Origin of the sequence: Mycolicibacterium tokaiense (genome assembly GCF_010725885.1) — a bacterium.
GTDB lineage: Bacteria > Actinomycetota > Actinomycetes > Mycobacteriales > Mycobacteriaceae > Mycobacterium > Mycobacterium tokaiense.
The window spans coordinates 3,941,644-3,962,746 of the sequence record NZ_AP022600.1; the positions used below are offsets into that span (position 1 = coordinate 3,941,644).

Sequence of the window (21,103 nt, forward strand, 5' to 3'; positions counted from 1 at the left end):
CACGGGTATTGGGCGAAACGGGCGGGTTGATATTCACTCGTTGCGGAGGTACAGCGCACGCACGGTGTCGAGGGTGTCGGCCTCCGCGGGAGACTTGTCGTCTCGGTAGCGGACAACACGCGCGAAGCGCAGCGCCATGCCGCCGGGGTAGCGGGTCGAGGTCTGCACGCCGTCGAGCGCGATCTCCACCACCTGCTCGGGGCGCACCGTCACCACGTAGCCGTCGGTGGGCCCCACCGCCAACTCCAGGAAACGTGTGGTCTGCCAGTCCAACATGGCGTCGGTCATTCCCTTGAAGGTCTTGCCGAGCATGACGAACCCGCCGTCGGGGTCGCGGGCGCCCAGGTGGATGTTGCTGAGCTTGCCGGTGCGCCGACCCGAACCCCACTCGACAGCCAGCACCACCAGATCCAGTGTGTGCACCGGCTTGACCTTCAGCCACCCGGCGCCACGCCGGCCCGCCTCATACGAGGCGGTGGGGGACTTGGCCATCACCCCTTCGTGGCCGGCGGCCAGTGTGAGCTCAAGGAACTCTTGGGCTGCGTGCGCATCGGAGGTTTGGAGCCGGTCCACCCGGTGTTGCGCCGGAACCAGGGCGGTCAGCGCCTCGGCTCGTGCGGCGGCGGGCTGATCCAGCAGGTCCTGTCCGTCGAGGTGCAGCAGGTCGAAGAAGAACACCGACAGTGGTTGATCGGCCCGCTCGGCCCGACCGAATCTCGATGCGGTGACCTGGAATCGGTGCGGCCGGCCGTCCGGGCGTAGGGCGATGGCCTCACCATCGGCGATCAGCGACTCGGCGGGTAACGCCAACGTGGCCTCGACCACCTCCGGCAGGCGCGCGGTGACATCGTCCAGACTGCGGGTGTAGACCGTGACATCGGAGCCGTTGCGATGGATCTGTACCCGGGCACCGTCCAGCTTGGCCTCGAAAACGGCTGTGCCGCCCAGCTTGTCGAGCGCCTCGGAGACGCCGGTGGCGGTCTGGGCGAGCATGGGGCCCACCGGCCGCCCCACCTGGAGGGTGAACCCGGCCAGTGCGTCGGGACCACCGGACAGCGCCGCCGCCGCGACGGCGGGCAGGGCGCCGCCCAGCATCGCGGCCCGACGCACCACCGCGGTGGGCAGATCGGCGGCCTTGGCCACGGCGTCGGCCATGACACCCACCAGTGCACCCTGGCGCAGCTCGCCACCGAGAAGGCGGCGCAGGAACGTCTGCTCGACGTCCGTCGCCTGGCCGAACAACTGCCCCAGCGCGGCAGAGCGCCGCGCCGCCGAACCCTTGCCCGACATCGCGCCGATGTCGGTGAACACCGCGTCCACCTCGGACACCGTGAGAGTGGCGAGCTGGGCCGGTGGTGGCAGCGCGCGCAGGGCCGCCCAGCCCACACCGATTTGGCGCTGGGGGAGTTCGCCGGACAACCACGACACCACCACAGCCACCTCGCCCGGGGAACACCGGCGCAGCACCTCGGCGATGCGACTGGTTTTGGCCAGCCGGGCCGACAGAGCACCCACCTCGGCGGAGGCGGCGGCGACATCGGCGATCAGCATGCTGTCCACCCTGGCATGTGGGTCCGACAGGTCGTCACCGCACCGAGAACGACACCTCGTGCCAACCCGTCGCGCCGTCGGGGATCACCCCGGCCTGCTCCTCGGTCTGGGTCTCCCCGGTGTTGTCGGTCGCCCGGACGGTGATGGTGTACTGCCCAACAGCGCCGGCCTGCCACGGAAAGCTCCACAGCCGCCAGGTGTCGCCGGAGTAGCTGGCGCCCAACTCCGCGGGCTGCCAGATACCGGGGCCGGCCGGTCCGTCGATGCGTACCTCCACAGCGCGCACCCCCCGGTTCTGCGCCCACGCCACCCCGCCGAACGTGACCGGCCCGGGTGGCACCTCCTGGCCGCTGCGCGGGACGTCGATGCGGGATTCGGTCTTGATCGGCCCGCGCGGGGCCCAGCCCAACCGGGTCCAGTAGGCCTCGGCCTTGTCGAACCGGGTCAGTTCCAGGTCCACCACCCATTTGGTGGCCGAGACGTACCCGTAGAGGCCCGGCACCACCAGCCGGGCCGGGTAGCCGTGCCGCGCCGGCAGCGGCTCGCCGTTCATGGTGATGGCCAGCAGGGCGTCGCGGGTGTCGGTCAGCGCCTCCACCGGTGTCCCCGCCGTGAACCCGTCCGACGACGTGGACAGCACCATGTCGGCGTCCGGGTCGATCCCGGCCTCGGCGAGCAGATCGCGCACCCGGTACCCGGTCCAAACCGCGTTGGAGATCAGGTCACCGCCAACGGGATTGGACACGCACGCCAGTGTGACGGCCTTCTCCACCACGTCGAACCGGGACAGGTCGTCGAAGGTGAAGGTGACCTCCCGGTCCACCATGCCGTGGATGCGCAGCGTCCACTCCTCGCGCGCCAGTTGCGGCACGCTCAGCGCGGTGTCGATGCGGTAGAAGTCGTCGTTGGCCGTGACGAAGCTGGGCAGTTCGACGCCGGCGGGCTGTACCTCCGGCGGGATCGGCGGCGCCGGCGTGCGGGGTTGCGGCGCCGCGAACGTCGCCCGGTCCTGGTCCACCGAATGGACACGGCGGGTCAACACGGCGCCCAGCACCCCGGACAGCACCCCGGCGCCCAGGAAACCGATGGTGGCCAGGGACAACCGCCGCCCCGGGTCGACGGTGGGCGCATCGCCGGGCCTGCGTTCACCGTTGGTGATCCGGCCGGAGGTGAGCAGGCGCAGCACGGCGATGCCGCACACGGTCCCGAGCACGGTGGGCAGAATGTCGAACGGACCCGCATCGGGGCGGGAGAACACCGCGACGCAGCCCGCCAGTCCCGCCAGCCCGATGGCGATGCTGCCGACCGGGCGTCTGGGTGTCTCGAACACCGCGGTGATAGCCGCGATGATGGCGATGACGGCCAGCACCGCGGCGGACAGGAACAGCTTGTCCGAGGTGCCGAAGGTCTGGATCGCCCATTCCTTGACCGGGCCGGGAGTCAGGTCGATGACCGCGGAGCCGACGGCGTTGCGGGCGTCGGCAGACGATCCCAAGGGGATCGCGGCCAGTGCAGCGACGCCGAGTGCCACGGCAGCCGCCGCGATTCCACCCAGCATCCGCGATCCGGGCGCGGGAGCAGCCATGGCAGCCAAGTTACCCGCGGCCATGGCGGGCGGGCGGTAGGCCGCGGTGAAGAATCGGTGACGGTGCCCGCGGCGACCTGGCAGGCCTTTCCCAACGTGACACCAGCGGCTAGTTTCGTAACTCAGGCAGTCGTGGGAAGGATGGTCATGGAGATCGGTGGCAAGAAGGCGATCGTCGTCGGGGGAGCGTCGGGCATGGGCCGGGCATCGGCGGAGCTGCTCGCGGCCCGAGGGGCTTCCGTCGCGATCCTGGACCGGGAGGGCTCCGAGGGCAAAGACGTCGCCGAAGCCTTCGGTGGCACGTTCCACCCCGTCGACGTCACCGATTTCGATAGCACCGAGGCGACGCTGGCCGCCGCCGTCGAGCAACTAGGCGGGTTGCACGTCATCGTCACCACCGCCGGCGGCGGCATCGCCGAGCGCACCGTGGGCAAGAACGGGGTGCACAGCCTCGCCTCGTTCCGCAGCATCATCGACCTGAACCTCGTCGCCACGTTCAACATCAGCCGGTTGGCAGCTGCCCACATGGCCGACAACGAACCCGAGGACGAGGAGCGGGGCGTCATCATCAACACCGCCTCGATCGCCGCCTTCGAAGGTCAGATCGGGCAGGTGGCCTACACCGCGGCCAAAGCCGGCATCGCCGGGATGTGTCTGACGATGGCGCGCGATCTGGGCTCGATCGGCGTTCGGGTGCTGGCGATCGCGCCCAGCCTGTTCGCCACCGGTCTCACCAAGGGCATCCCCGATGAGTTCGCCGCCGCTCTGACCAAGGATGCGGCGTTCCCCAAACGGTTGGGCCGGCCGCAGGAGTACGCCAAGCTGGTCGCCGCCATCGTCGACAACCCGATGCTCAACGGACAGTGCCTGCGGCTGGACGCCGGGCAGCGCTTCGCACCCAGGTAGGAAGTCAACGGGGCCGATACGCTGGCGTCCGGGGTAGGGGACACCAGTGAGGAGTTTTGCGATGACGACGGTTGCCGATCATGTCATCTCCGTGTTGCAGCGCAGCGGGGTGCAACGGGTCTACGGCCTGCCCGGCGACAGTCTCAACGGTCTGACCGACGCGATCCGCCGCGCACCCGACTTCACCTGGGAACACGTTCGCCACGAAGAGGCCGCCGCCTTCGCCGCCGCGGCCGACGCTGCGTTGAGCGGGCAGCTGGCCGTGTGTGCGGGCAGTTGCGGCCCGGGAAACCTCCACCTGATCAACGGGCTGTACGACGCGCAGCGCAGCCGGGTCCCGGTACTGGCCCTGGCCGCCCACATTCCGCGCACCGAGATCGGCTCGGAGTACTTCCAGGAGACGCACCCGCAGGAACTGTTCAAAGACTGCAGCGTGTACTGCGAACTGGTGAGCACGCCGGAGATGCTGCCGCGCATCCTGGCCATGGCGATGCGCGCTGCCGTGGAGGAGAACGGCGTGGCGGTGGTGGTGGTGCCGGGTGAGGTGTTCACCGCCAAAGCCGAGGAATCGCCGTGGAGCACCGCGATTCTTCCCACCCAGTCGGTGGTGCGCCCGGACGACACCGCCCTCACCCAGGCCGCGGCCGTTCTCGACGCCGCCACCAACGTCACCATCTTGGCCGGGGCCGGAGTGGCGGGTTCGCACGCCGCGCTGATCCAGCTGGCCGAGACGCTGCAGGCGCCGATCGTTCATGCACTGCGCGGCAAGGAGTTCGTGGAGTACGACAACCCCTATGACGTCGGCATGACGGGGCTGCTGGGCTTCGCTTCGGGGTACAAGGCCATCAAGGAGGCCGATGTCCTGCTGATGCTGGGGACGGACTTCCCGTACCCCCAGTTCTACCCCGAGGGCGCCACCGTGATCCAGGTGGACATCCGGGGCCGCCACATCGGGCGCCGCACGCCGGTGGACGTCGCCCTGGTCGGTGATGTCGGCGACACCCTCGCCGCCCTGCAACCAATGGTGACGCGCAAGTCCGACGGCGCACACCTGCAACGGTGCCTGCACCACTACACCAAGACCCGCAAGTCCCTGGACGCCCTGGCGGTCAACGACCGCGACAAGGCCCCGATCAGGCCGGAATACCTTGCCGCACTTGCCAGCCGGATGGCGACCGAGGACGCGGTGTTCACCGTGGACGTGGGTTCGCCGGTGGTGTGGGCGGCCCGCTACCTGCAGATGAACGGCCGCAGGCGCCTGCTGGGCTCGTTCAATCACGGCACCATGGCCTGCGCCCTGCCACTGGCCATCGGCGCCCAGACCCCCGACCGCGGCCGGCAGGTGGTGGCGTTCGCCGGCGACGGCGGCCTGACCATGCTGTTCGGTGAACTGATCACGCTGATGCAGAACAAGTTGCCGGTCAAGGTGGTGGTGTTCAACAACTCGTCGCTGAACTTCGTCGAACTCGAGATGAAGGCCGCCGGGATCGTGAATTTCGGGACCGAGCTGGAGAATCCGAACTTCGCCGCCGTGGCGCAGGCGATGGGGATGTTCGGCAGGCGGGTGGAACAGCCCGGGGATCTCGAAGCCGCGCTGCGGGACGCCTTCGCCCATCCCGGGCCTGCCGTCATCGATGTGGTGACCGCCCGTCAGGAATTGTCGATCCCGCCCGCGATCACCGTGGAGCAGGCAAAGGGCTTCTCCCTGTATGCCATTCGGACCATCCTGGCCGGGCGCGCCGACGAGCTGCTGGACCTGGTGAGCACCAACGTGGCGCGCCGGCTGCTGGACTGACGGTGTCCACGCCGAGGAAGACGGCGATCGTCACCGGGGCCAGCCGCGGCGCCGGGCGCGGCATCGCCGCAGCGCTGGGGGCCGCCGGCTGGCAGGTCTACGTCACCGGTCGCAGCGACGCCGGTTCCGGGCGGCGCACCACCATCGAGGCTGCCGCGCAAGAGGTTTCGGACGCCGGCGGTCTCGGGGTGCCGGTGCGGGTGGATCATGGCGACGACGCCGCGGTGGCTGCGTTGTTCGGGCAGGTGGCTGCCGAGGCGGGGCGGTTGGACCTGCTGGTGAACAACGCCGCCGCACTGCATCCCCGGCTCACCGATCCGGAGCCCTTCTGGGAGAAGCCGATCGACGTGGCCGACGTTCTAAATGTGGGTCTGCGGTCGGCCTATGTCGCGTCCTGGCACGCGGCGCCGATGATGGTGGCGCAGGGCAGCGGGCTGATCGTGTTCACCTCGTCGCCGGGTTCGGTGTGCTACATGCACGGCCCCGCCTACGGCGCGCAGAAGGCGGGAGTGGACAAACTGGCGGCGGACATGGCCGTGGACTTCCGCGGCACCGGCGTCGCGGTGCTCTCCATCTGGATGGGCATCCTGCTGACCGAGAAGATGCGCCGGGCCTTCGACGGAAACCCGGACGGCCTCACCGAATTCGCCCAGCACGCCGAGACGCCGGAATTCACCGGGCGCCTGATCGACGCCCTGCACCGTGATCCCGAACTCGCCGAGTTGAGCGGACAGACCGTCATCGGAGCAGAGCTGGCACAGCGATACGGCATCACCGACGAAGGCGGTCGCCGCCCGCGCTCCCACCGCGACATGCTGGGCTCACCGCGGGTGCCGCACCCCGCTGTAATGCGCTGACTTTTGTGCTTTCGGTGACTCTGGCGTGTGGTCTCACGTAAGAAAGAGACGTGACCCAGACGTCGAGTGACACTCTGACCGACCGCGAGGTCGACGCCCTGGACAACTGGGTCCGGGCGCAGTGCATCGGTTCCGGGGTCACCGGCGTCGAACCACTGACCGGCGGCACCCAGAACATCGTGGTGCGGTTGACAATCGATGACCGGAGCCTGGTGCTGCGCCGCCCGCCCCTGCACCCGCGCCCCAACAGCAACCGCACCATGCAACGCGAGATCGCCGTGCTGAGCACGTTGGCAGGCAGCGACGTACCGCACCCCAGGCTCATCCGCAGCTGCGAAGATCTCGACGTCCTCGGCGTGGTGTTCTACCTGATGGAAGATGTCGACGGGTTCAACCCCGGCGCCGAGGTGGCGCCCGCCTACAGCCGCGACGCCGGGATGCGCCACCGGGTGGGCCTGAACTACGCCGGTGCGCTGGCCCGGCTGGGCCGGGCCCGCTGGCGTGACCTGCCGCTGCAGGCACTGAAACGACCCGGTTCCTTTCTGAGCCGGCAGGTCCCCGGCTTCCTGAAGCTGCTGGACGGCTACCGCGCGCTCGGCGGCTACTCACCCGAATCACTGCCCGCGGTAGGCGAATTGGCGCAGTGGCTGACCGACCACCGACCCCCCGACGGCGAGCCGGGCATCATGCACGGCGACGCCCACCTCAACAACGTCCTGCTGCGACGGGAGGTTCCCGAGGTGGCGGCGTTCGTGGACTGGGAGATGTGCACCATCGGCGACCCGCTGCTCGACCTCGGGTGGGTCCTGGTCTGTTGGCCGCACGATCCCGATCCCATCAATGCCGGCTCGGAACTGGCAGCACTGGGGGGACTGCCCGATCGCGCCGAGCTCGTCGAGGCCTACCGCGGGGCGGGCGGCCGGGAACCGGCCCACCTGCACTGGTACATCGCGATGGCGTGTTTCAAACTCGCGATCGTCATCGAGGGCACCTATGCGCGCTACCTGGCCGGGATGGCGCACCGCGAAGCCGGGGAACGTTTGCACGACAACGCCGCCAACCTGATCCGGCTCGGCGGTCAGGTGGCCACCGGCGATCACCCGTTCCGCTGACCGCCGAAAATGGTTGCGCGCGCCCGCCGCGGGCCGCTACTGTCGCTGACGTGCGCGTGATTCTCGTAGTAGCTCCCCGCAGCGGGGTCTGATCCAGACCGACCCCCCGCTGTGGGTCGGACGCTACCGTCGGTCGCCTCCCTCGAGTCGAGAAGACCGGTTCATGAGCACTCCCACACTGACAAGCATCGCCACCACCCTCACGCCGCTGCCGCGCGGTCTACGGGAGCGCGCCCAGGACATGTCCTGGCCCGACTTCCTGGCTGCCTACGGGCCCACCTCAGGGCCACTGGAGCTGATCGGCTGGCAGGGCGCCCATCCCTTGCGGCGCTCCGGGCCGCAGGTGCGCCGGTTCTGCGCCACCGTCCGCTACGGCGACACCATGGGACTGTGGTCGGCGACGGCCGCCGCGCCGATCGCGGCCCTCACCGACATGCTCTACCAGCACCAGCTGGGGATGGAGATGCTGAACTTCCACCAGGTGCAGATGGGGCGGGACACCGTTACCTTCATCCGCGGCACCGACGGCACTGCGGACGCGTGGGCGATGGCGTGGGCCGAGGACGGCACCCAGTCGGCGTTGCGGGCCGTGATCGCCTGCGCCAACCGGCTGGCTCAGTAGAGCGGCCGCAAGGTGATCGGCATGCCGTCCATGGGCACCGGCATGCCGCCGTAGTCCAGCCGGGACCGGTAACCCGGGCGCGGCGGCTCCAGGCGGTAGCGCCGCAGCAGGCGGTGCATCACGGTCTTGATCTCGAGCTGGCCGAACACCATGCCGATGCACTTGTGGGCTCCGCCGCCGAACGGGGCGAACGCGTAGCGGTGCTGCTTGTGCTCGTTGCGCGGTTCAGCGAAGCGGTCCGGGTCGAACTTCTCCGGGTCCGTCCACAGCTCGGGCAGGTGGTGATTGACCGACGGCCAGGTGACGATGTTGGTGTTGGCCGGGATGAAATGGCCCAGCAGTTCGGTGTCGCGCACCGTCGAACGCACGTTGAATGGCAGCGGGGTCACCAGGCGCAACGACTCGTTGATGACCAGATCCAGGGTCTCGAGCTTGTCCAGAGCCTCGATGTCCAGCGGTCCGTCGCCGAGGCGGTCGCATTCATCGCGGCACCGGTCCTGCCAGTCCTGGTTGGCGGCCAGGTGGTAGGCCATGGTGGTCAGCGTCGACGTCGATGTGTCGTGCGCGGCCATCATCAGGAAGATCATGTGGTTCACGATGTCCTGATCGCTGAAGCTGTTGCCGTCTTCGTCCTCGGTGTGGCACAACACCGTGAGCATGTCGGTGCCCTCGGACCGGCGCCGTTCTTTGACCCGCTCCTCGAAGTAGGTGTCGAGCACCTTGCGTGCCTGCAGCCCGCGCCACCACTTGAACGGCGGCAGCGGAGTGCGGATGATGGCGCCGCCGGCGCGGGTGGTCATGGTGAAGGCGTCGTTGACCTTGGTCACCAGTTCTTTGTCGCTGCCCGGTTCGTGGCCCATGAACACCACCGACGCGATGTCGAGCGTCAGTTCCTTGACCGCCGGGTAGAACAGGAAGCGCGGATCGTTCTCCACCCAGTCGTTGGCGATGACGTGCGAGGCCACCTTGTCGATGTGCTCGACGTACCCGGACAGCCGGGAGCGGGTGAACGCCTCTTGCATGATCCGGCGGTGGAACATGTGCTCTTCGAAATCGAGCATCATCAGGCCGCGGTTGAAGAACGGGCCGATGACCGGATCCCAGCCCTTCTGCGAGAAGTCCTTGTTGCGGTTGGAGAACACCGCCTGGGTGGCGTCGGGTCCGAGTGCCACGACGGCGGGCAGAGCCGGGGAGTAGGCGTAGTGCAGGGGGCCGAACTTCTTGTACACCTGCAGCAGGTACTCCGGGCCGCCGCGGAACGTCTCGATCATGTGCCCCAGGATCGGCACGCCCGAGTCGCCCATCACCGGCTTGAGGTCGCTGCCCGCCGGCGGCTCGGCGAGAACGAACTGCTTGAAGTCGTGATCGCGCAGCCGCTTCTCCACCGTGCCCAGTCCGGGCATGTTGTTCAGCGTGGGCGTCAAGCGGCGCTTGGCCTGGTCGATCAGGTAGTCGGAAGTGTTGATGGTGGCTGGCATGAGCACTCCTCGAGAAGCGTCGATCCGATGTGGCGTGAGCCACTCATCACATCTTCAACGCCAATCTTGACGCCTGTCAAGTTTCGCAAGTGCGCGCGTGTGGTGCATGGTTAGACGGTGAGTGTTCCTCAGCAGTCCGATCAGGGCGAATCGGTACCACGCAGGCGCGGCGATCGGCAGCGCCAGGCCATCGTCAACGCCGTGCGGGAGCTGCTCGAGGAGACCCAGTTCGCCGATCTGTCGGTGAGCACCATCAGCGACCGAGCCGGGGTGGCCCGGTCCGGCTTCTACTTCTACTTCGATACCAAGTACGCGGTGCTGGCCCAGATCCTCGCCGAGGCCACCCAGGAGCTGGAAGAGCTGACCCACTTCTTTGCTCCGCGGGGCGCAGCGGAGACGCCTGCGGCTTACGCCAAGCGGATGGTCGGCAGTGCCGTGGTGGTCTTCGCCCACAACGACCCGGTGATGGCGGCGTGCAACCTGGCCCGCAATGCCGATGCCGAGATCCGCAAGATCCTGGATGCGCAGATCGACACCATCATCAACCAGATCGTCGCCAACATCTCGGCCGAAGTCGCCGCCGGCACCGCCAATCCGATCAGCGACGACGTCCCGATGCTGGTGCGCACGCTGGGCGCGACCACGGCGTGGATGCTCTCGGGCGACTCGACGTTCCTCGGGCCCGACGGCGACCTGCAGCAGGGTGTGGCAGTGCTCGAGCAGCTGTGGCTGCACAGCTTCTGGAGCGGCGAGCCTCGGTAGGGTCGCCACCATGGCGAAATTCTCCGGCTTCTCTGGCAAGCGTTGTTTCCTGACCGGAGCGGCCAGTGGGATCGGCCGCGCCACCGCCCTGCGGCTGGCGGCTGAGGGCGCCGAACTGTACCTGACCGACCGCAATGCCGAAGGTCTGACCCAGACGGTGTCCGACGTCCGCGCGCTCGGCGGGCAGGTGCGGGCCCACCGGGCCCTCGACATCTCCGATTACGACGCGGTGGCTGCCTTTGCCGCCGAGATCCACGCCGCGCACCCGGCCATGGACGCGGTGTTCAACATCGCCGGCGTCTCGGCCTGGGGGACCGTCGACCGGCTCAGTCATCAGCAGTGGCGGTCGATGATCGACATCAACCTGATGGGCCCGGTGCACGTCATCGAGACCTTTGTGCCACCCATGGTGGCCGCCAAGCGCGGCGGGCACCTGGTGAACGTCTCCTCGGCGGCCGGGCTGGTGGCTTTGCCGTGGCACGCGGCCTACAGCGCCAGCAAGTACGGCCTGCGCGGGTTGTCCGAGGTGCTGCGGTTCGACCTGGCGAAGTACCGCATCGGGGTGTCGGTGGTGGTGCCGGGTGCGGTGCGCACCCCGCTGGTCGACACGGTGCAGATCGCCGGGGTGGACAAGGACCACCCGAAGGTGGCGCCCTGGGTGAACCGATTCTCCGGCCACGCGGTGTCCCCGGAGCACGTGGCCGAGCGAATCCTGGTGGGCGTCAGGAAGAATCGATTCCTGGTGTACACCTCACCCGATATCCGCGCGTTGTACATGTTCAAGCGGGTGGCCTGGTGGCCCTACAGTCTCGCAATGCGCCAGGTGAATTCGCTGTTCACCCGGGTGCTCAAACCGGCCACCGCCCCCGCGCTCAACGCTTACCCCAATCCCAGGCCGGAGCAGTGAGCTGCGTCTGACCGGTGATCAGGGTCTCGCCGACGTCTTTGACGAGTTCCACCGGGGTGCTGTCGAGATACTGCAGCAACGTCGTGGAGTGCGTGACCACCAGAACCTGGGTCTGACGGGCCGCCGCGTTGATCAGGTCGGCCAACGGACGCACGAGGTCGGGATGCAGGGACGTCTCCGGTTCATTGAGAACCATCAGCGACGGGGGTTGTGGGCTCAGCAGCGCCGCCGCCCACAACAGGAACCGCAGGGTGCCGTCGGAGAGTTCAGCGGCCCGCAGCGGCCGGAGCATTCCGGTCTGCTGCACCGCGAGGTCGAAGAGCCCGTCGGTGACGGTGACCGAGACCGTGGCGCCGTTGAACGCATCGGCCACGGCTGCGGCGAAGTCACCGAAGCCCGCTTCGATGATGGTCTGGACCGCCGCGGCCAGATCACCGCCGTCATCGGCGAGCACCGGTGTGCGGGTACCGATGTGTGCGCGGCGGGCGGGGGCAGCCGAGTCGACCCGGAAGCCGTCGTAGAAACGCCAGGACCGCAATCGATCTCGTACCGCCGCCACTTCGGGGAGCTCGCCGGGGTGCGTGAACTCCGACAGCACGCTGTGATAGGTGGGCAGGCTCTTGGTCAGCACATCGAACCCTCGTCCCGATGCGGCCCGGGTCTCGGCCAGCGGCCCGCCGCGGCGCACCAGTGTGCTGTTGGGGCGCGGAGCGGCCCCGACGAACACCGCCTCACGCTTGATCTCCGGATCGCGGGTGAACACCGACTTGATGCCGGCCATCTGGGGCAGGCCCAGGTCCACCAGATAGCCGAAGTCATCAGCGGCATAACCCATTTCGAGAGACACCGACCGGGTGCGGGTGGTGCCCTGCACCGTCCCGGTGCGACGGGCTGCTGCGGTGTTCTCCGGCCCGGCCCACAGCGCGGACTGCAACCCGCCCTCGCGTGCCAGCGACCCGACGACGTCGCCGCGACCGCAGTCGGCCAGCAGTTTCAGGGCGCGGTACAGCGACGACTTCCCGGTGCCGTTGGCGCCGGTGACGACGGTCAACTGACGCAGGGGAACCACGATGTCCCGCAGGGACCGATATCCGCGGATCGCCACGATCTGCAACATGGCGTCAACGTAGTCGGCGTCTCTGACAGTCCCGCACCCTACGGAGGCATCTGCAGTTCCAGGCGCACCCCGACCAGTCGGGTCGGCCGGTCCAGCGGGAACTGGGCCAGCAGTGTGCCGGCGGTCTGGCCGATCAGGTGTTTGTCCACGCTGGGCGCCGGCAGCGTGCGGATCTTGGTGCGGGTGTGGAAGGTGCTGGTGCGCACGGTGACGGCCACCCTGGTGACCACGCGACCCGCCGCGACCACCTCGTCAGTGGTGGCGTCCGCCAACTGTGCCACCGCCGCGGCGATGTCGTCGACGTCGGTCAGGTCGGCGGGGAAGGTCACCACATGACTGCGGGAGCGGGGGACCCACGGTTCGGCGCGAACGTCGTCGTCGCCTCCGCCTCTGGCCAGCAGCAGGATCCACAGTCCGGTGGTGGGGCCGAAGGTGTCGGTCAGCACAGCCGCGTCTGTGACCGCGAGCTGCGACACCGTGTTGATGCCAAGGCCGGCCAGTCTTTTCGTGGTCTTGGGACCCACACCCCAGAGGGCGTCGACGGGACGGTCACCCATCACCGGCATCCAGTTGGCGTCCGTCAGGGTGAAGATCCCGGCCGGCTTGGCGAAACCGGTGGCCACCTTCGCACGTTGCTTGTTGTCGCTGATGCCCACCGAACACGACAGCCCGGTCTCGGCGGCGATCACCGTGCGGATCTGCTCGGCCAGCGGCACGGGATCGTCGACGTCGGCGCCCAGGTAAGCCTCGTCCCACCCCCAGACCTCCACGGGGTGCCCGAGGTCGCGCAGCAGCGCCATCACCTGCTCGGACGCGGCGTCGTAGGCGTCAGGATCCGACGGCAGGAAAGTGGCGTCGGGGCAGCGCCGGGCTGCGGCGCGCAAGGGCATCCCCGCGTGCACGCCGAATTCGCGCGCCTCGTAGGAGGCGCAGGTGACGACCTTGCGCGGCTCCGCAGGATCGCCGTTGCCGCCCACGATCACCGGCAGGCCCGTCAGATCTGGACGCCGGCGCAGCTCCACCGAGGCCAGGAACTGGTCGAGGTCGACGTGCAGCACCCAACGCGGGGTCATGAGGTCAGTGTCCGCAGAGCTTGCGGGCCACGTCCTCCCAGGCGTCGCCGAGCATCTGGAGGGTCTTGGCGTGGTCGACCAGTTGGTGGTGGACGTAATCCGCGTCCATCAGCGCCAGCAATGCATCCGCCTGAGCGTCGAGGTCACCTGTGGTGCCCGCGGCGCCGAGCAGCATCCGGATGTGCGTGCGCTGCAGGGTGAACGGCGCGTTGAAGCGGGTCTGCGGATCGCGCGCGGCATCGGACAGCAGTCCGTGGTGGGTGTGGACGAACTCCAGGCGGGCGCGGCCGTAGGCCAGGAGGCGCTCCAGCGGCGCGGCGCCTGGACCCAGCGGCGGGGGGCCGAAGAGGAATGCCTCTTGAGCCGCCTTTTCGTCTTCGTCGAGCAGCACCATCATCAGTCCGGCCCGGCTGCCGAAGCGCCGGAACACCGTGCCCTTTCCGACCCCGGCCGCCGCGGCGATGTCGTCCATCGTGACGGCGTCGGCGCCCCGTTCGGCGATGAGTCGGCGAGCGGCATCGAGCAGTAGCAGGCGATTGCGAGCTGCGTCGCCGCGTTCCTGCGGGGTGTTCGTCACCGGCAGCGAGCCGGGGAACTCCACAGTGCTCATGTCTGAACTGTAGCCCAGAGGGAACAATTCGGACCGTGGTCCGGTTTAATGGAGAGAGTCATGCAACGAGACAGGAAGGACGGGTTATGGCTGAGACGGAGTCCACGACCGTGAATGTGCTGGTGCTGGTGGGAAGCCTGCGGGCGGAGTCGGTGAATCGTCAGTTGGCCGAGGTCGCCATCGCCAACGCGCCGGCCGGCGTGCAGTTGAACCTGTTCGACCGGCTGGGCGAGCTGCCCTTCTACAACGAGGACATCGACGTCGATCCGGTACCCGAGCCGGTACGGGCGTTCCGGGACGCGGCCGCGGCGGCCGACGCCACGCTGTTCATCACGCCCGAGTACAACGGCACCATCCCGGGTGTGCTCAAGAACGCCATCGACTGGGTGTCTCGGCCGTACGGCCAGGGCGCATTGAAGGACAAGCCGGCGGCGGTGATCGGCAGCGCGCTGGGTCAGTACGGCGGTGTGTGGGCACACGACGAGACCCGCAAGTCCATCGGGATTGCCGGGATGACGGTGGTGGAGTCGATCGCGCTCTCGATTCCCGCGACGAACCTCGACGGCAAACACCCTCAGGAGAGCGCCGACGTGGTGGCGCAACTGCGCGACGTCGTGGAGAAACTGGTCGCCGAGATCAGCTGACACTCCGAACGCGACACGAAGCCGCCGGCGGGTCTGAAAAGACCTGCCGGCGGCTTTGCTGTGGTATGTGTCGTCGTCCTGCTTGTCGGTGGTGGCTGCTACACATGGGGGCGACATACGGAGCGGACCCGGCGCGCGTGGCGCGACACGCCGTCGGAAACCCGCGTCCAGCAGTTACGACCAGGGAATTTCATGAATGTTGTTCAGAACATCTTGTATCTGTTCTCAATGTCGGCCACTAGGTGTAGTGTCTGACGAGCCGACAGGCCACAAGCTCCAGAGGTCCGCCGGAGGGCAACATCCACCCCGTCCCGTACGGAGTGCGCCCGCGGTAGGCGTCCGGAATTTCCGGGACCGGCGGTCTGCTGAACAGTAGTGAGCGCTGCCTGAACACATATCCGCACCAGCTTCGCTGGCTGTCAAGTACGAGATCGAGGGAGTCGACGAATATGAGCGTCACCGTGTACACCAAGCCGGCGTGTGTTCAGTGCAATGCCACCTACAAGGCGCTGGACAAGCAGGGCGTGGAATACACCATCGTCGACATCTCGGTGGACTCCGACGCGCGTGACTACGTGATGGCGCTGGGCTACCTGCAGGCTCCGGTAGTCGTCGCCGGAAACGAGCACTGGTCGGGCTTCCGGCCGGACCGCATCAAGGCGCTCACCGGAGCGACGGCCGCTACCGCCTGACAAAGTTCATCGGACACAGTAAAGAGGAGATCGAGATGGTCGACCACCACGTCGAGCCCCATCTCGTCTACTTCTCCAGCGTGTCGGAGAACACCCACCGTTTCGTCCAGAAGCTCGAACTGCCCGCCATCCGGATCCCACTGCGCGAGCGCATCCAGGTGGAGCATCCCTACGTGCTGGTGCTGCCCACCTACGGGGGCGGGCATGCCAACGGCCCCGATCCCGACGCCGGGGGATACGTCCCCAAGCAGGTGATCGCTTTCCTGAACAACGAGCACAACCGCGCGCTGATCCGGGGCGTCATCGCCGCGGGCAACACCAACTTCGGCGCCGAGTTCGGTTACGCGGGCACTGTGGTCTCGCGTAAGTGTTCCGTGCCGTACCTCTATCGCTTTGAACTCATGGGCACCACGGATGACGTTTTCGCCGTCCGGGATGGCCTGGAAAACTTCTGGAAGGAACAGACGTGTCTGCAGCCGTGACCACCGCCGAACCCGAAACCGCTGTGCACGCCCTGCCGGGTGAGACGGACTACCACGCGCTCAACGCGATGCTCAACCTGTACGACAAGAACGGCAAGATCCAGTTCGACAAGGATCGCGAAGCCGCCAACCAGTACTTCCTGCAGCACGTCAACCAGAACACGGTGTTCTTCCACAGCCAGGACGAGAAGCTCGACTACCTGGTGGAGAAGAACTACTACGAGCGCGAGGTTCTCGACCAGTACCCGCGCAACTTCGTCAAAGCCCTGCTGGACCGGGCCTACGCCAAGAAATTCCGGTTCCCCACCTTCCTGGGCGCCTTCAAGTACTACACCAGCTACACGCTGAAGACGTTTGACGGCAAGCGTTACCTCGAGCGCTTCGAGGACCGTGTGGTGATGGTGTCGCTGACGCTGGCCGCCGGTGACACGGTGCTGGCCGAGAAGCTCGTCGACGAGATCATCGACGGCCGGTTCCAGCCCGCCACCCCGACCTTCCTGAACTCGGGCAAAAAGCAGCGCGGCGAGCCCGTGTCCTGCTTCCTGCTGCGCATCGAGGACAACATGGAGTCCATCGGGCGCTCCATCAACTCGGCGCTGCAGCTGTCCAAGCGCGGCGGCGGAGTTGCGCTGCTGCTCACCAACATCCGGGAGCACGGCGCGCCGATCAAGAACATCGAGAACCAGAGCTCGGGCGTCATCCCGATCATGAAGCTGCTGGAAGACTCGTTCTCCTACGCCAACCAGCTCGGGGCCCGTCAGGGTGCGGGTGCGGTGTACCTGCACGCCCACCATCCCGACATCTACCGCTTCCTGGACACCAAGCGCGAGAACGCCGACGAGAAGATCCGCATCAAGACACTCTCGCTGGGCGTGGTGATCCCTGACATCACCTTCGAGCTGGCCAAGAAGAACGAGGACATGTACCTGTTCTCGCCGTATGACGTCGAGCGCGTGTACGGCGTGCCGTTCGCCGACATCTCGGTCACCGAGAAGTACTACGAGATGGTCGACGACAGCCGGATCCGCAAGACCAAGATCAAGGCGCGCGAGTTCTTCCAGACGCTGGCCGAGCTGCAGTTCGAGTCCGGCTACCCGTACATCATGTACGAGGACACGGTGAACCGGGCCAACCCCATCGCCGGCAAGATCACCCACAGCAACCTGTGCTCGGAGATCCTGCAGGTGTCCACCCCCTCGGAGTTCAACGACGATCTGTCGTATTCCAAGGTGGGCAAGGACATCTCGTGCAACCTGGGCTCGCTCAACATCGCCAAGGCCATGGACTCGCCGGATTTCGCGCAGACCATCGAGGTGTCCATCCGGGCGTTGACCGCTGTCAGCGACCAGACCTCGATCACGTCGGTGCCCTCGATCGAGCAGGGCAACAACGAATCCCACGCCATCGGTCTGGGGCAGATGAACCTGCACGGGTACCTGGCGCGCGAGCGGGTGATGTACGGCTCCGAGGAAGGTGTCGACTTCACCAACATGTACTTCTACACCGTGCTCTACCACGCGCTGCGGGCATCGAATCGTATTGCGATCGAGCGGGGCAAGGCTTTCGGCGGCTTCAAGGACTCCAAGTACGCCTCCGGGGAGTTCTTCGACAAGTACACCGACCAGGTGTGGGAGCCGGCCACCGCCCGGGTGCGGGAGATCTTCGCCGACGCCGGGATTCGCATCCCGACCCAGGAAGACTGGAAGCGGTTGAAGGAGTCGGTGCAGCAGCACGGCATCTACAACCAGAACCTGCAGGCGGTGCCGCCCACTGGGTCCATCTCTTACATCAACCACTCGACGTCCTCGATCCACCCGGTGGCGAGCAAGATCGAGATCCGCAAAGAGGGCAAGATCGGCCGTGTGTACTACCCGGCGCCGTACCTGACCAACGACAACCTGGAGTACTACCAGGATGCGTACGAGATCGGCTACGAGAAGATCATCGACACCTACGCCGCGGCGACTCAGCATGTGGATCAGGGCCTGTCGCTGACGCTGTTCTTCAAGGACACCGCCACCACGCGCGACGTGAACAAGGCGCAGATCTACGCCTGGCGCAAAGGCATCAAGACCCTGTACTACATCCGGCTGCGTCAGATGGCGCTGGAGGGCACTGAGGTGGAGGGTTGCGTCAGCTGTATGTTGTGACGGCGGCAATTCGCTGGCGCGGGCGTCATTGCGCGCGATGATGACCTCATGTCGAACTTCGTCGAGGCCAGCCTGGTCACCGCTCTGGTCTTCGGCATCGTTGCAGCGATCTTCGCCCTGATCTACGTGTGGGAGAAGTGGGGCAAGGGTTCGGAACTGGAGCGTCGCATCGACCGCTTCTTTGATCGCCTCAACAACATGTTCGACCGGTAGCCGCGATATTCACTGCCGTCAAGCTTCGAGACTGCTTGTCTACATTGATGTCCGCCACGCGGCCAGGTACGCCAGGACGTGAGACGCACCGAGCGCGAGTGCCAGGACCCCGACAACGATGAATGCCGTTCCGCGCCCCGGCGGCTGCGATGGTCGATCTGGGTCATCGTTGTTGCCCGGTTGCAGTAACCGCGCATCGTCGTGGCGACTCCAGCGATTGTGCGCGCGGCGGCGGCGAATGCCGACCGCCAGCAGGACTACGCCGATGAGTAGCAAAAGCGGCGCCGCGACGGCCGGTTCCAGCACAGGTTCCCCCCTGGTTCGACATGCTAGGAGTGCAGACGGTCAGCACGGCCCCGAGTTCTGCATTAGGTCGTCTCGATTGCAATTATCAGGCCTCGTTGCTGTGCTCAATCTCCGAAGCTCGGTCACGTAAGTGGGCGGCGATTTGATCCAGCCACTGCTTGAATGTGAGGGGGTCGGGCAAGTAGGAGACTCCGACGGTTTTGAGTAAAAACGTCCGAAGATCTTCCTCTGAACGGGCCGCCCGCAGATTGTCGATCTCGCTGGCCAATTCTCTCAAAGGCGCCGAAACGGGATCCGCGTCGACGTAATTATCGACAACTCCTTCCCAGTCTTCAGCCTCTAGATCCCAGTCCTGGTGAAAGTATGCAGCGAAGAAGGTGTACAGCTCAGGTGAGATTGATCCGTCGTTCATGGTTTCGGGTATCCCGTCAGCACGTACCAGCCTCCATTTCCGTCAACGCGCAAAACGACCCTAACAGCGCTGGCAGGCACCACCTCGTCACTCCCGCGTTGTAGAACTGCGCCTCCATTGAATGGCGCATCCAGTTCGAGCTCGCGCTTAGGTGCTGTAGAAAGCCAATCGCTGATTTTCTGTCGATTGGACTGCAGGGTGTCGCTTACTGCGGCCACCGCCTCTTCCTGTGTAAGGAATGACGATGCAGCCTCCATCCGCGGCCGTGAATCCAACCGGGCTGCGAGATCATCAAAGGTCTGCCCGACGTGCCTCTCCATGAGATGCCCGCCGGACGCCTCGCTGGCGGTGAGCAGCGCACTGGTGTCCTCGATACCGTACGAACCCACAGATCCGATGTCGTCGGCGGTGCCCGCCGAAATGTCCGGCGTATCGGGCACATTCGGCGTGTCCGGCGCATCCACATCCGGAATATCAGCACTGCTCGGCACATCATCAGCACTGACGTGAGGGGTAGGAACGTCGGTGGGGATGTCGTCGGCGTGACGGCCGACGGCTCCCAAGGCATCCAGGCCGTGCTCGAGTCCTTCGGTGACCAGCTTGCCGCCAGGGAGGGGGAGCGAGCCGGCAACGTCCAGGACCGCCTGGGTTTGTTCGGCCCCTGAATGCTCGCCCCAATTGGTGAGCACGTCAGCGGTTTTGACGTAGTCCGGGATGATGCCCAAGCTGCCCTCACTGAGTGCGCGGCTTGCCTCCGCCAGCTTCGATGGCTCGGGCGGGAGGGACTGGACGTTGGCGTTCTCGGGAAGCGCTGGGATCTTGACGCTTTGGCCACCGGATTCGGTCACGGCGATGTTCAGATCCTCGAGGATCTGCCGCTGGTCGGTGAGCTCGCGGCGCGCGTCGAAGAGCTTCTGCGTCAGCAAGTCCGTGGCGCCCCGGTTGGGGCCGCCGCCTGCGCCCGCCGTGTAGTTTTCGGCGGCAGCTTCGTCGAGCGCTGCCTGGGCGGCCTTCACGTTCTGTTCGGCGGCCTGCACTTTGGCGAGTTGCCTATTGAAGGCGGAGGGGTCGGCGGCTGCGATGGGTCCGGCCAGCGGCGACTGGGTGTAGGGAGTGTCGTCTGTGGGCTGACCGGTGAGCTCATCGAGTATGCGGTCCGCGGCACTGGGTGGTGTCGGTACCGGTTGTCCGGCGACATCGGTCAGTGCGTCGCCGAGGTTCTCCGGTTGTGCAGGATCGGTGGTAGCGCCTGCGAGGATCTCGCTGGGTGCGCCAGTCGGTTCGCGAGCTTCCGGCGGTACCAGCATGTCTTCCAGACCCCTGGGCGTGCCGGCTGGTGCCTGGGCCGGCGTCGCGCCGCTGGCCGTGTCGATGGCGTTCGCCAAGGCCATGTCAACCAGGTTGGCTTCGCCGATCAGCTTGTCAACCCGTGGTTGCAGCTGTTGCTGCTTGAGCATGAGCTCCATCGGGTCGCCAGTGAAGCCAGGGCCGGCAACCACGCGCCCGGACACCGGGTCGATCTCCATGCCAAGGGCGGCGGCATCGGCCTTGAGGGACGCGAGCCCGGTCTTGATGCGGTCGATCTCGTCGGCGGCCATACGGGCGGCGTTGGCCACCGCCAGGGCTTCCGCGCCGTGAGCCTGAAGGTCGGCGCGGGTCTTGGCGATCGCGGTCTTCGCAGCCTCCGCCGCCTCGCCGCCCCACGTGGTGAAGGCGGGTAGCTCGGCTATCCCGTCAGCGGCGTCCTGGACCGCCTGAGCGCGGCTGCTGGCGGCGTGGAAAACCTCCCGGACATCGCCCGCATCCCACCGTTCGATGTCGGCGATGGT

Annotated in this window: 20 protein-coding genes; 12 read left to right on the forward strand and 8 right to left on the reverse strand. The window is 66.9% G+C overall.

What is annotated here, in order from left to right:
• Positions 1–33: 33 nt before the first annotated feature.
• Positions 34–1,551: an ATP-dependent DNA ligase gene (locus G6N58_RS19195; RefSeq protein WP_115281411.1), complete on the reverse strand. Its 1,518-nt coding sequence runs from the start codon at positions 1,549–1,551 to the stop codon at positions 34–36.
• Between the two features lie 34 nt (positions 1,552–1,585).
• Positions 1,586–3,136: a molybdopterin-dependent oxidoreductase gene (locus tag G6N58_RS19200; RefSeq protein ID WP_115281410.1), complete on the reverse strand. Its 1,551-nt coding sequence runs from the start codon at positions 3,134–3,136 to the stop codon at positions 1,586–1,588.
• 147 nt (positions 3,137–3,283) lie between these two features.
• Between G6N58_RS19200 and G6N58_RS19205 the strand changes: the two genes are divergently transcribed.
• The 5 genes from G6N58_RS19205 to G6N58_RS19225 all read left to right on the forward strand — a co-directional run bounded on the left by G6N58_RS19205 (position 3,284) and on the right by G6N58_RS19225 (position 8,428).
• Entirely contained in the window at positions 3,284–4,042 is a 759-nt protein-coding gene (locus G6N58_RS19205; RefSeq protein ID WP_115281409.1) for an SDR family NAD(P)-dependent oxidoreductase, read from the forward strand.
• 61 nt (positions 4,043–4,103) lie between these two features.
• Positions 4,104–5,837 (forward strand): ubiquinone-dependent pyruvate dehydrogenase, encoded by a 1,734-nt coding sequence (poxB, locus tag G6N58_RS19210; RefSeq protein ID WP_115277639.1) that lies wholly within the window; start codon positions 4,104–4,106, stop codon positions 5,835–5,837.
• Positions 5,834–6,694 (forward strand): SDR family NAD(P)-dependent oxidoreductase, encoded by an 861-nt coding sequence (locus G6N58_RS19215; RefSeq protein WP_115277638.1) that lies wholly within the window; start codon positions 5,834–5,836, stop codon positions 6,692–6,694. Before poxB ends, G6N58_RS19215 begins: the two co-directional genes overlap by 4 nt.
• A gap of 50 nt (positions 6,695–6,744) precedes the next feature.
• A complete protein-coding gene (locus tag G6N58_RS19220; RefSeq protein WP_115277637.1) occupies positions 6,745–7,806 on the forward strand; it encodes a phosphotransferase family protein in 1,062 nt (353 codons plus the stop codon).
• A 163-nt stretch (positions 7,807–7,969) separates the two neighbouring features.
• The gene (locus tag G6N58_RS19225) at positions 7,970–8,428 is read left to right on the forward strand and encodes a homocitrate synthase (protein WP_115277636.1); all 459 of its coding nucleotides are present in this window, start codon (positions 7,970–7,972) and stop codon (positions 8,426–8,428) included.
• Here the strand turns inward: G6N58_RS19225 and G6N58_RS19230 are convergent.
• Complete coding sequence (locus G6N58_RS19230) at positions 8,422–9,906, reverse strand: cytochrome P450 (protein WP_068916211.1); 1,485 nt, start codon at positions 9,904–9,906, stop codon at positions 8,422–8,424. The two genes, G6N58_RS19225 and G6N58_RS19230, sit on opposite strands and share 7 nt — an antisense overlap.
• A gap of 117 nt (positions 9,907–10,023) precedes the next feature.
• Here G6N58_RS19230 and G6N58_RS19235 point away from each other — a divergent pair, with 117 nt between their 5' ends.
• Both G6N58_RS19235 and G6N58_RS19240 read left to right on the forward strand, forming a co-directional pair.
• Positions 10,024–10,668, forward strand: a complete 645-nt coding sequence (locus tag G6N58_RS19235) for a TetR/AcrR family transcriptional regulator (protein WP_179968222.1) — start codon at positions 10,024–10,026, stop codon at positions 10,666–10,668.
• 10 nt (positions 10,669–10,678) lie between these two features.
• Positions 10,679–11,575, forward strand: coding sequence for an SDR family oxidoreductase (locus G6N58_RS19240; protein WP_115277635.1), 897 nt, complete (start codon positions 10,679–10,681; stop codon positions 11,573–11,575).
• Here G6N58_RS19240 and G6N58_RS19245 read toward each other — a convergent pair.
• Genes G6N58_RS19245 through G6N58_RS19255 form a run of 3 tightly spaced genes read right to left on the reverse strand, consistent with a single transcriptional unit; the run spans position 11,541 to position 14,375 of the window.
• A complete protein-coding gene (locus tag G6N58_RS19245; protein ID WP_115277634.1) occupies positions 11,541–12,692 on the reverse strand; it encodes an AAA family ATPase in 1,152 nt (383 codons plus the stop codon). The genes G6N58_RS19240 and G6N58_RS19245 overlap by 35 nt on opposite strands.
• A 38-nt stretch (positions 12,693–12,730) precedes the next feature.
• Positions 12,731–13,765: a DNA polymerase IV gene (locus G6N58_RS19250; protein WP_115277633.1), complete on the reverse strand. Its 1,035-nt coding sequence runs from the start codon at positions 13,763–13,765 to the stop codon at positions 12,731–12,733.
• A gap of 4 nt (positions 13,766–13,769) precedes the next feature.
• A complete protein-coding gene (locus G6N58_RS19255) occupies positions 13,770–14,375 on the reverse strand; it encodes a TetR/AcrR family transcriptional regulator (protein WP_068916216.1) in 606 nt (201 codons plus the stop codon).
• 86 nt (positions 14,376–14,461) lie between these two features.
• Here G6N58_RS19255 and G6N58_RS19260 point away from each other — a divergent pair, with 86 nt between their 5' ends.
• The 5 genes from G6N58_RS19260 to G6N58_RS30490 all read left to right on the forward strand — a co-directional run bounded on the left by G6N58_RS19260 (position 14,462) and on the right by G6N58_RS30490 (position 18,556).
• Positions 14,462–15,019 carry an NAD(P)H-dependent oxidoreductase gene (locus tag G6N58_RS19260; RefSeq protein ID WP_115277632.1) on the forward strand — a complete coding sequence of 186 codons (558 nt, stop codon included), beginning with the start codon at positions 14,462–14,464 and terminating at the stop codon, positions 15,017–15,019.
• Between the two features lie 449 nt (positions 15,020–15,468).
• A complete protein-coding gene (gene nrdH / locus G6N58_RS19265) occupies positions 15,469–15,711 on the forward strand; it encodes a glutaredoxin-like protein NrdH (RefSeq protein WP_068916218.1) in 243 nt (80 codons plus the stop codon).
• Positions 15,712–15,746: 35 nt separating this feature from the next.
• Positions 15,747–16,193 (forward strand): class Ib ribonucleoside-diphosphate reductase assembly flavoprotein NrdI, encoded by a 447-nt coding sequence (gene nrdI / locus G6N58_RS19270; RefSeq protein WP_068916219.1) that lies wholly within the window; start codon positions 15,747–15,749, stop codon positions 16,191–16,193.
• Between the two features lie 32 nt (positions 16,194–16,225).
• The gene (nrdE, locus tag G6N58_RS19275) at positions 16,226–18,343 is read left to right on the forward strand and encodes a class 1b ribonucleoside-diphosphate reductase subunit alpha (RefSeq protein WP_172545053.1); all 2,118 of its coding nucleotides are present in this window, start codon (positions 16,226–16,228) and stop codon (positions 18,341–18,343) included.
• Positions 18,344–18,391: 48 nt separating this feature from the next.
• Positions 18,392–18,556: a hypothetical protein gene (locus G6N58_RS30490; RefSeq protein ID WP_170314353.1), complete on the forward strand. Its 165-nt coding sequence runs from the start codon at positions 18,392–18,394 to the stop codon at positions 18,554–18,556.
• 391 nt (positions 18,557–18,947) lie between these two features.
• On the opposite strand, the gene G6N58_RS19280 is transcribed toward G6N58_RS30490, so the two are convergent.
• A complete protein-coding gene (locus G6N58_RS19280) occupies positions 18,948–19,274 on the reverse strand; it encodes a contact-dependent growth inhibition system immunity protein (RefSeq protein WP_115277629.1) in 327 nt (108 codons plus the stop codon).
• Positions 19,271–21,100 carry an RNase A-like domain-containing protein gene (locus tag G6N58_RS30565; protein ID WP_494337753.1) on the reverse strand — a complete coding sequence of 610 codons (1,830 nt, stop codon included), beginning with the start codon at positions 21,098–21,100 and terminating at the stop codon, positions 19,271–19,273. The genes G6N58_RS19280 and G6N58_RS30565 overlap by 4 nt, the downstream gene beginning before the upstream one ends.
• Between the last annotated feature and the right edge of the window lie 3 nt (positions 21,101–21,103).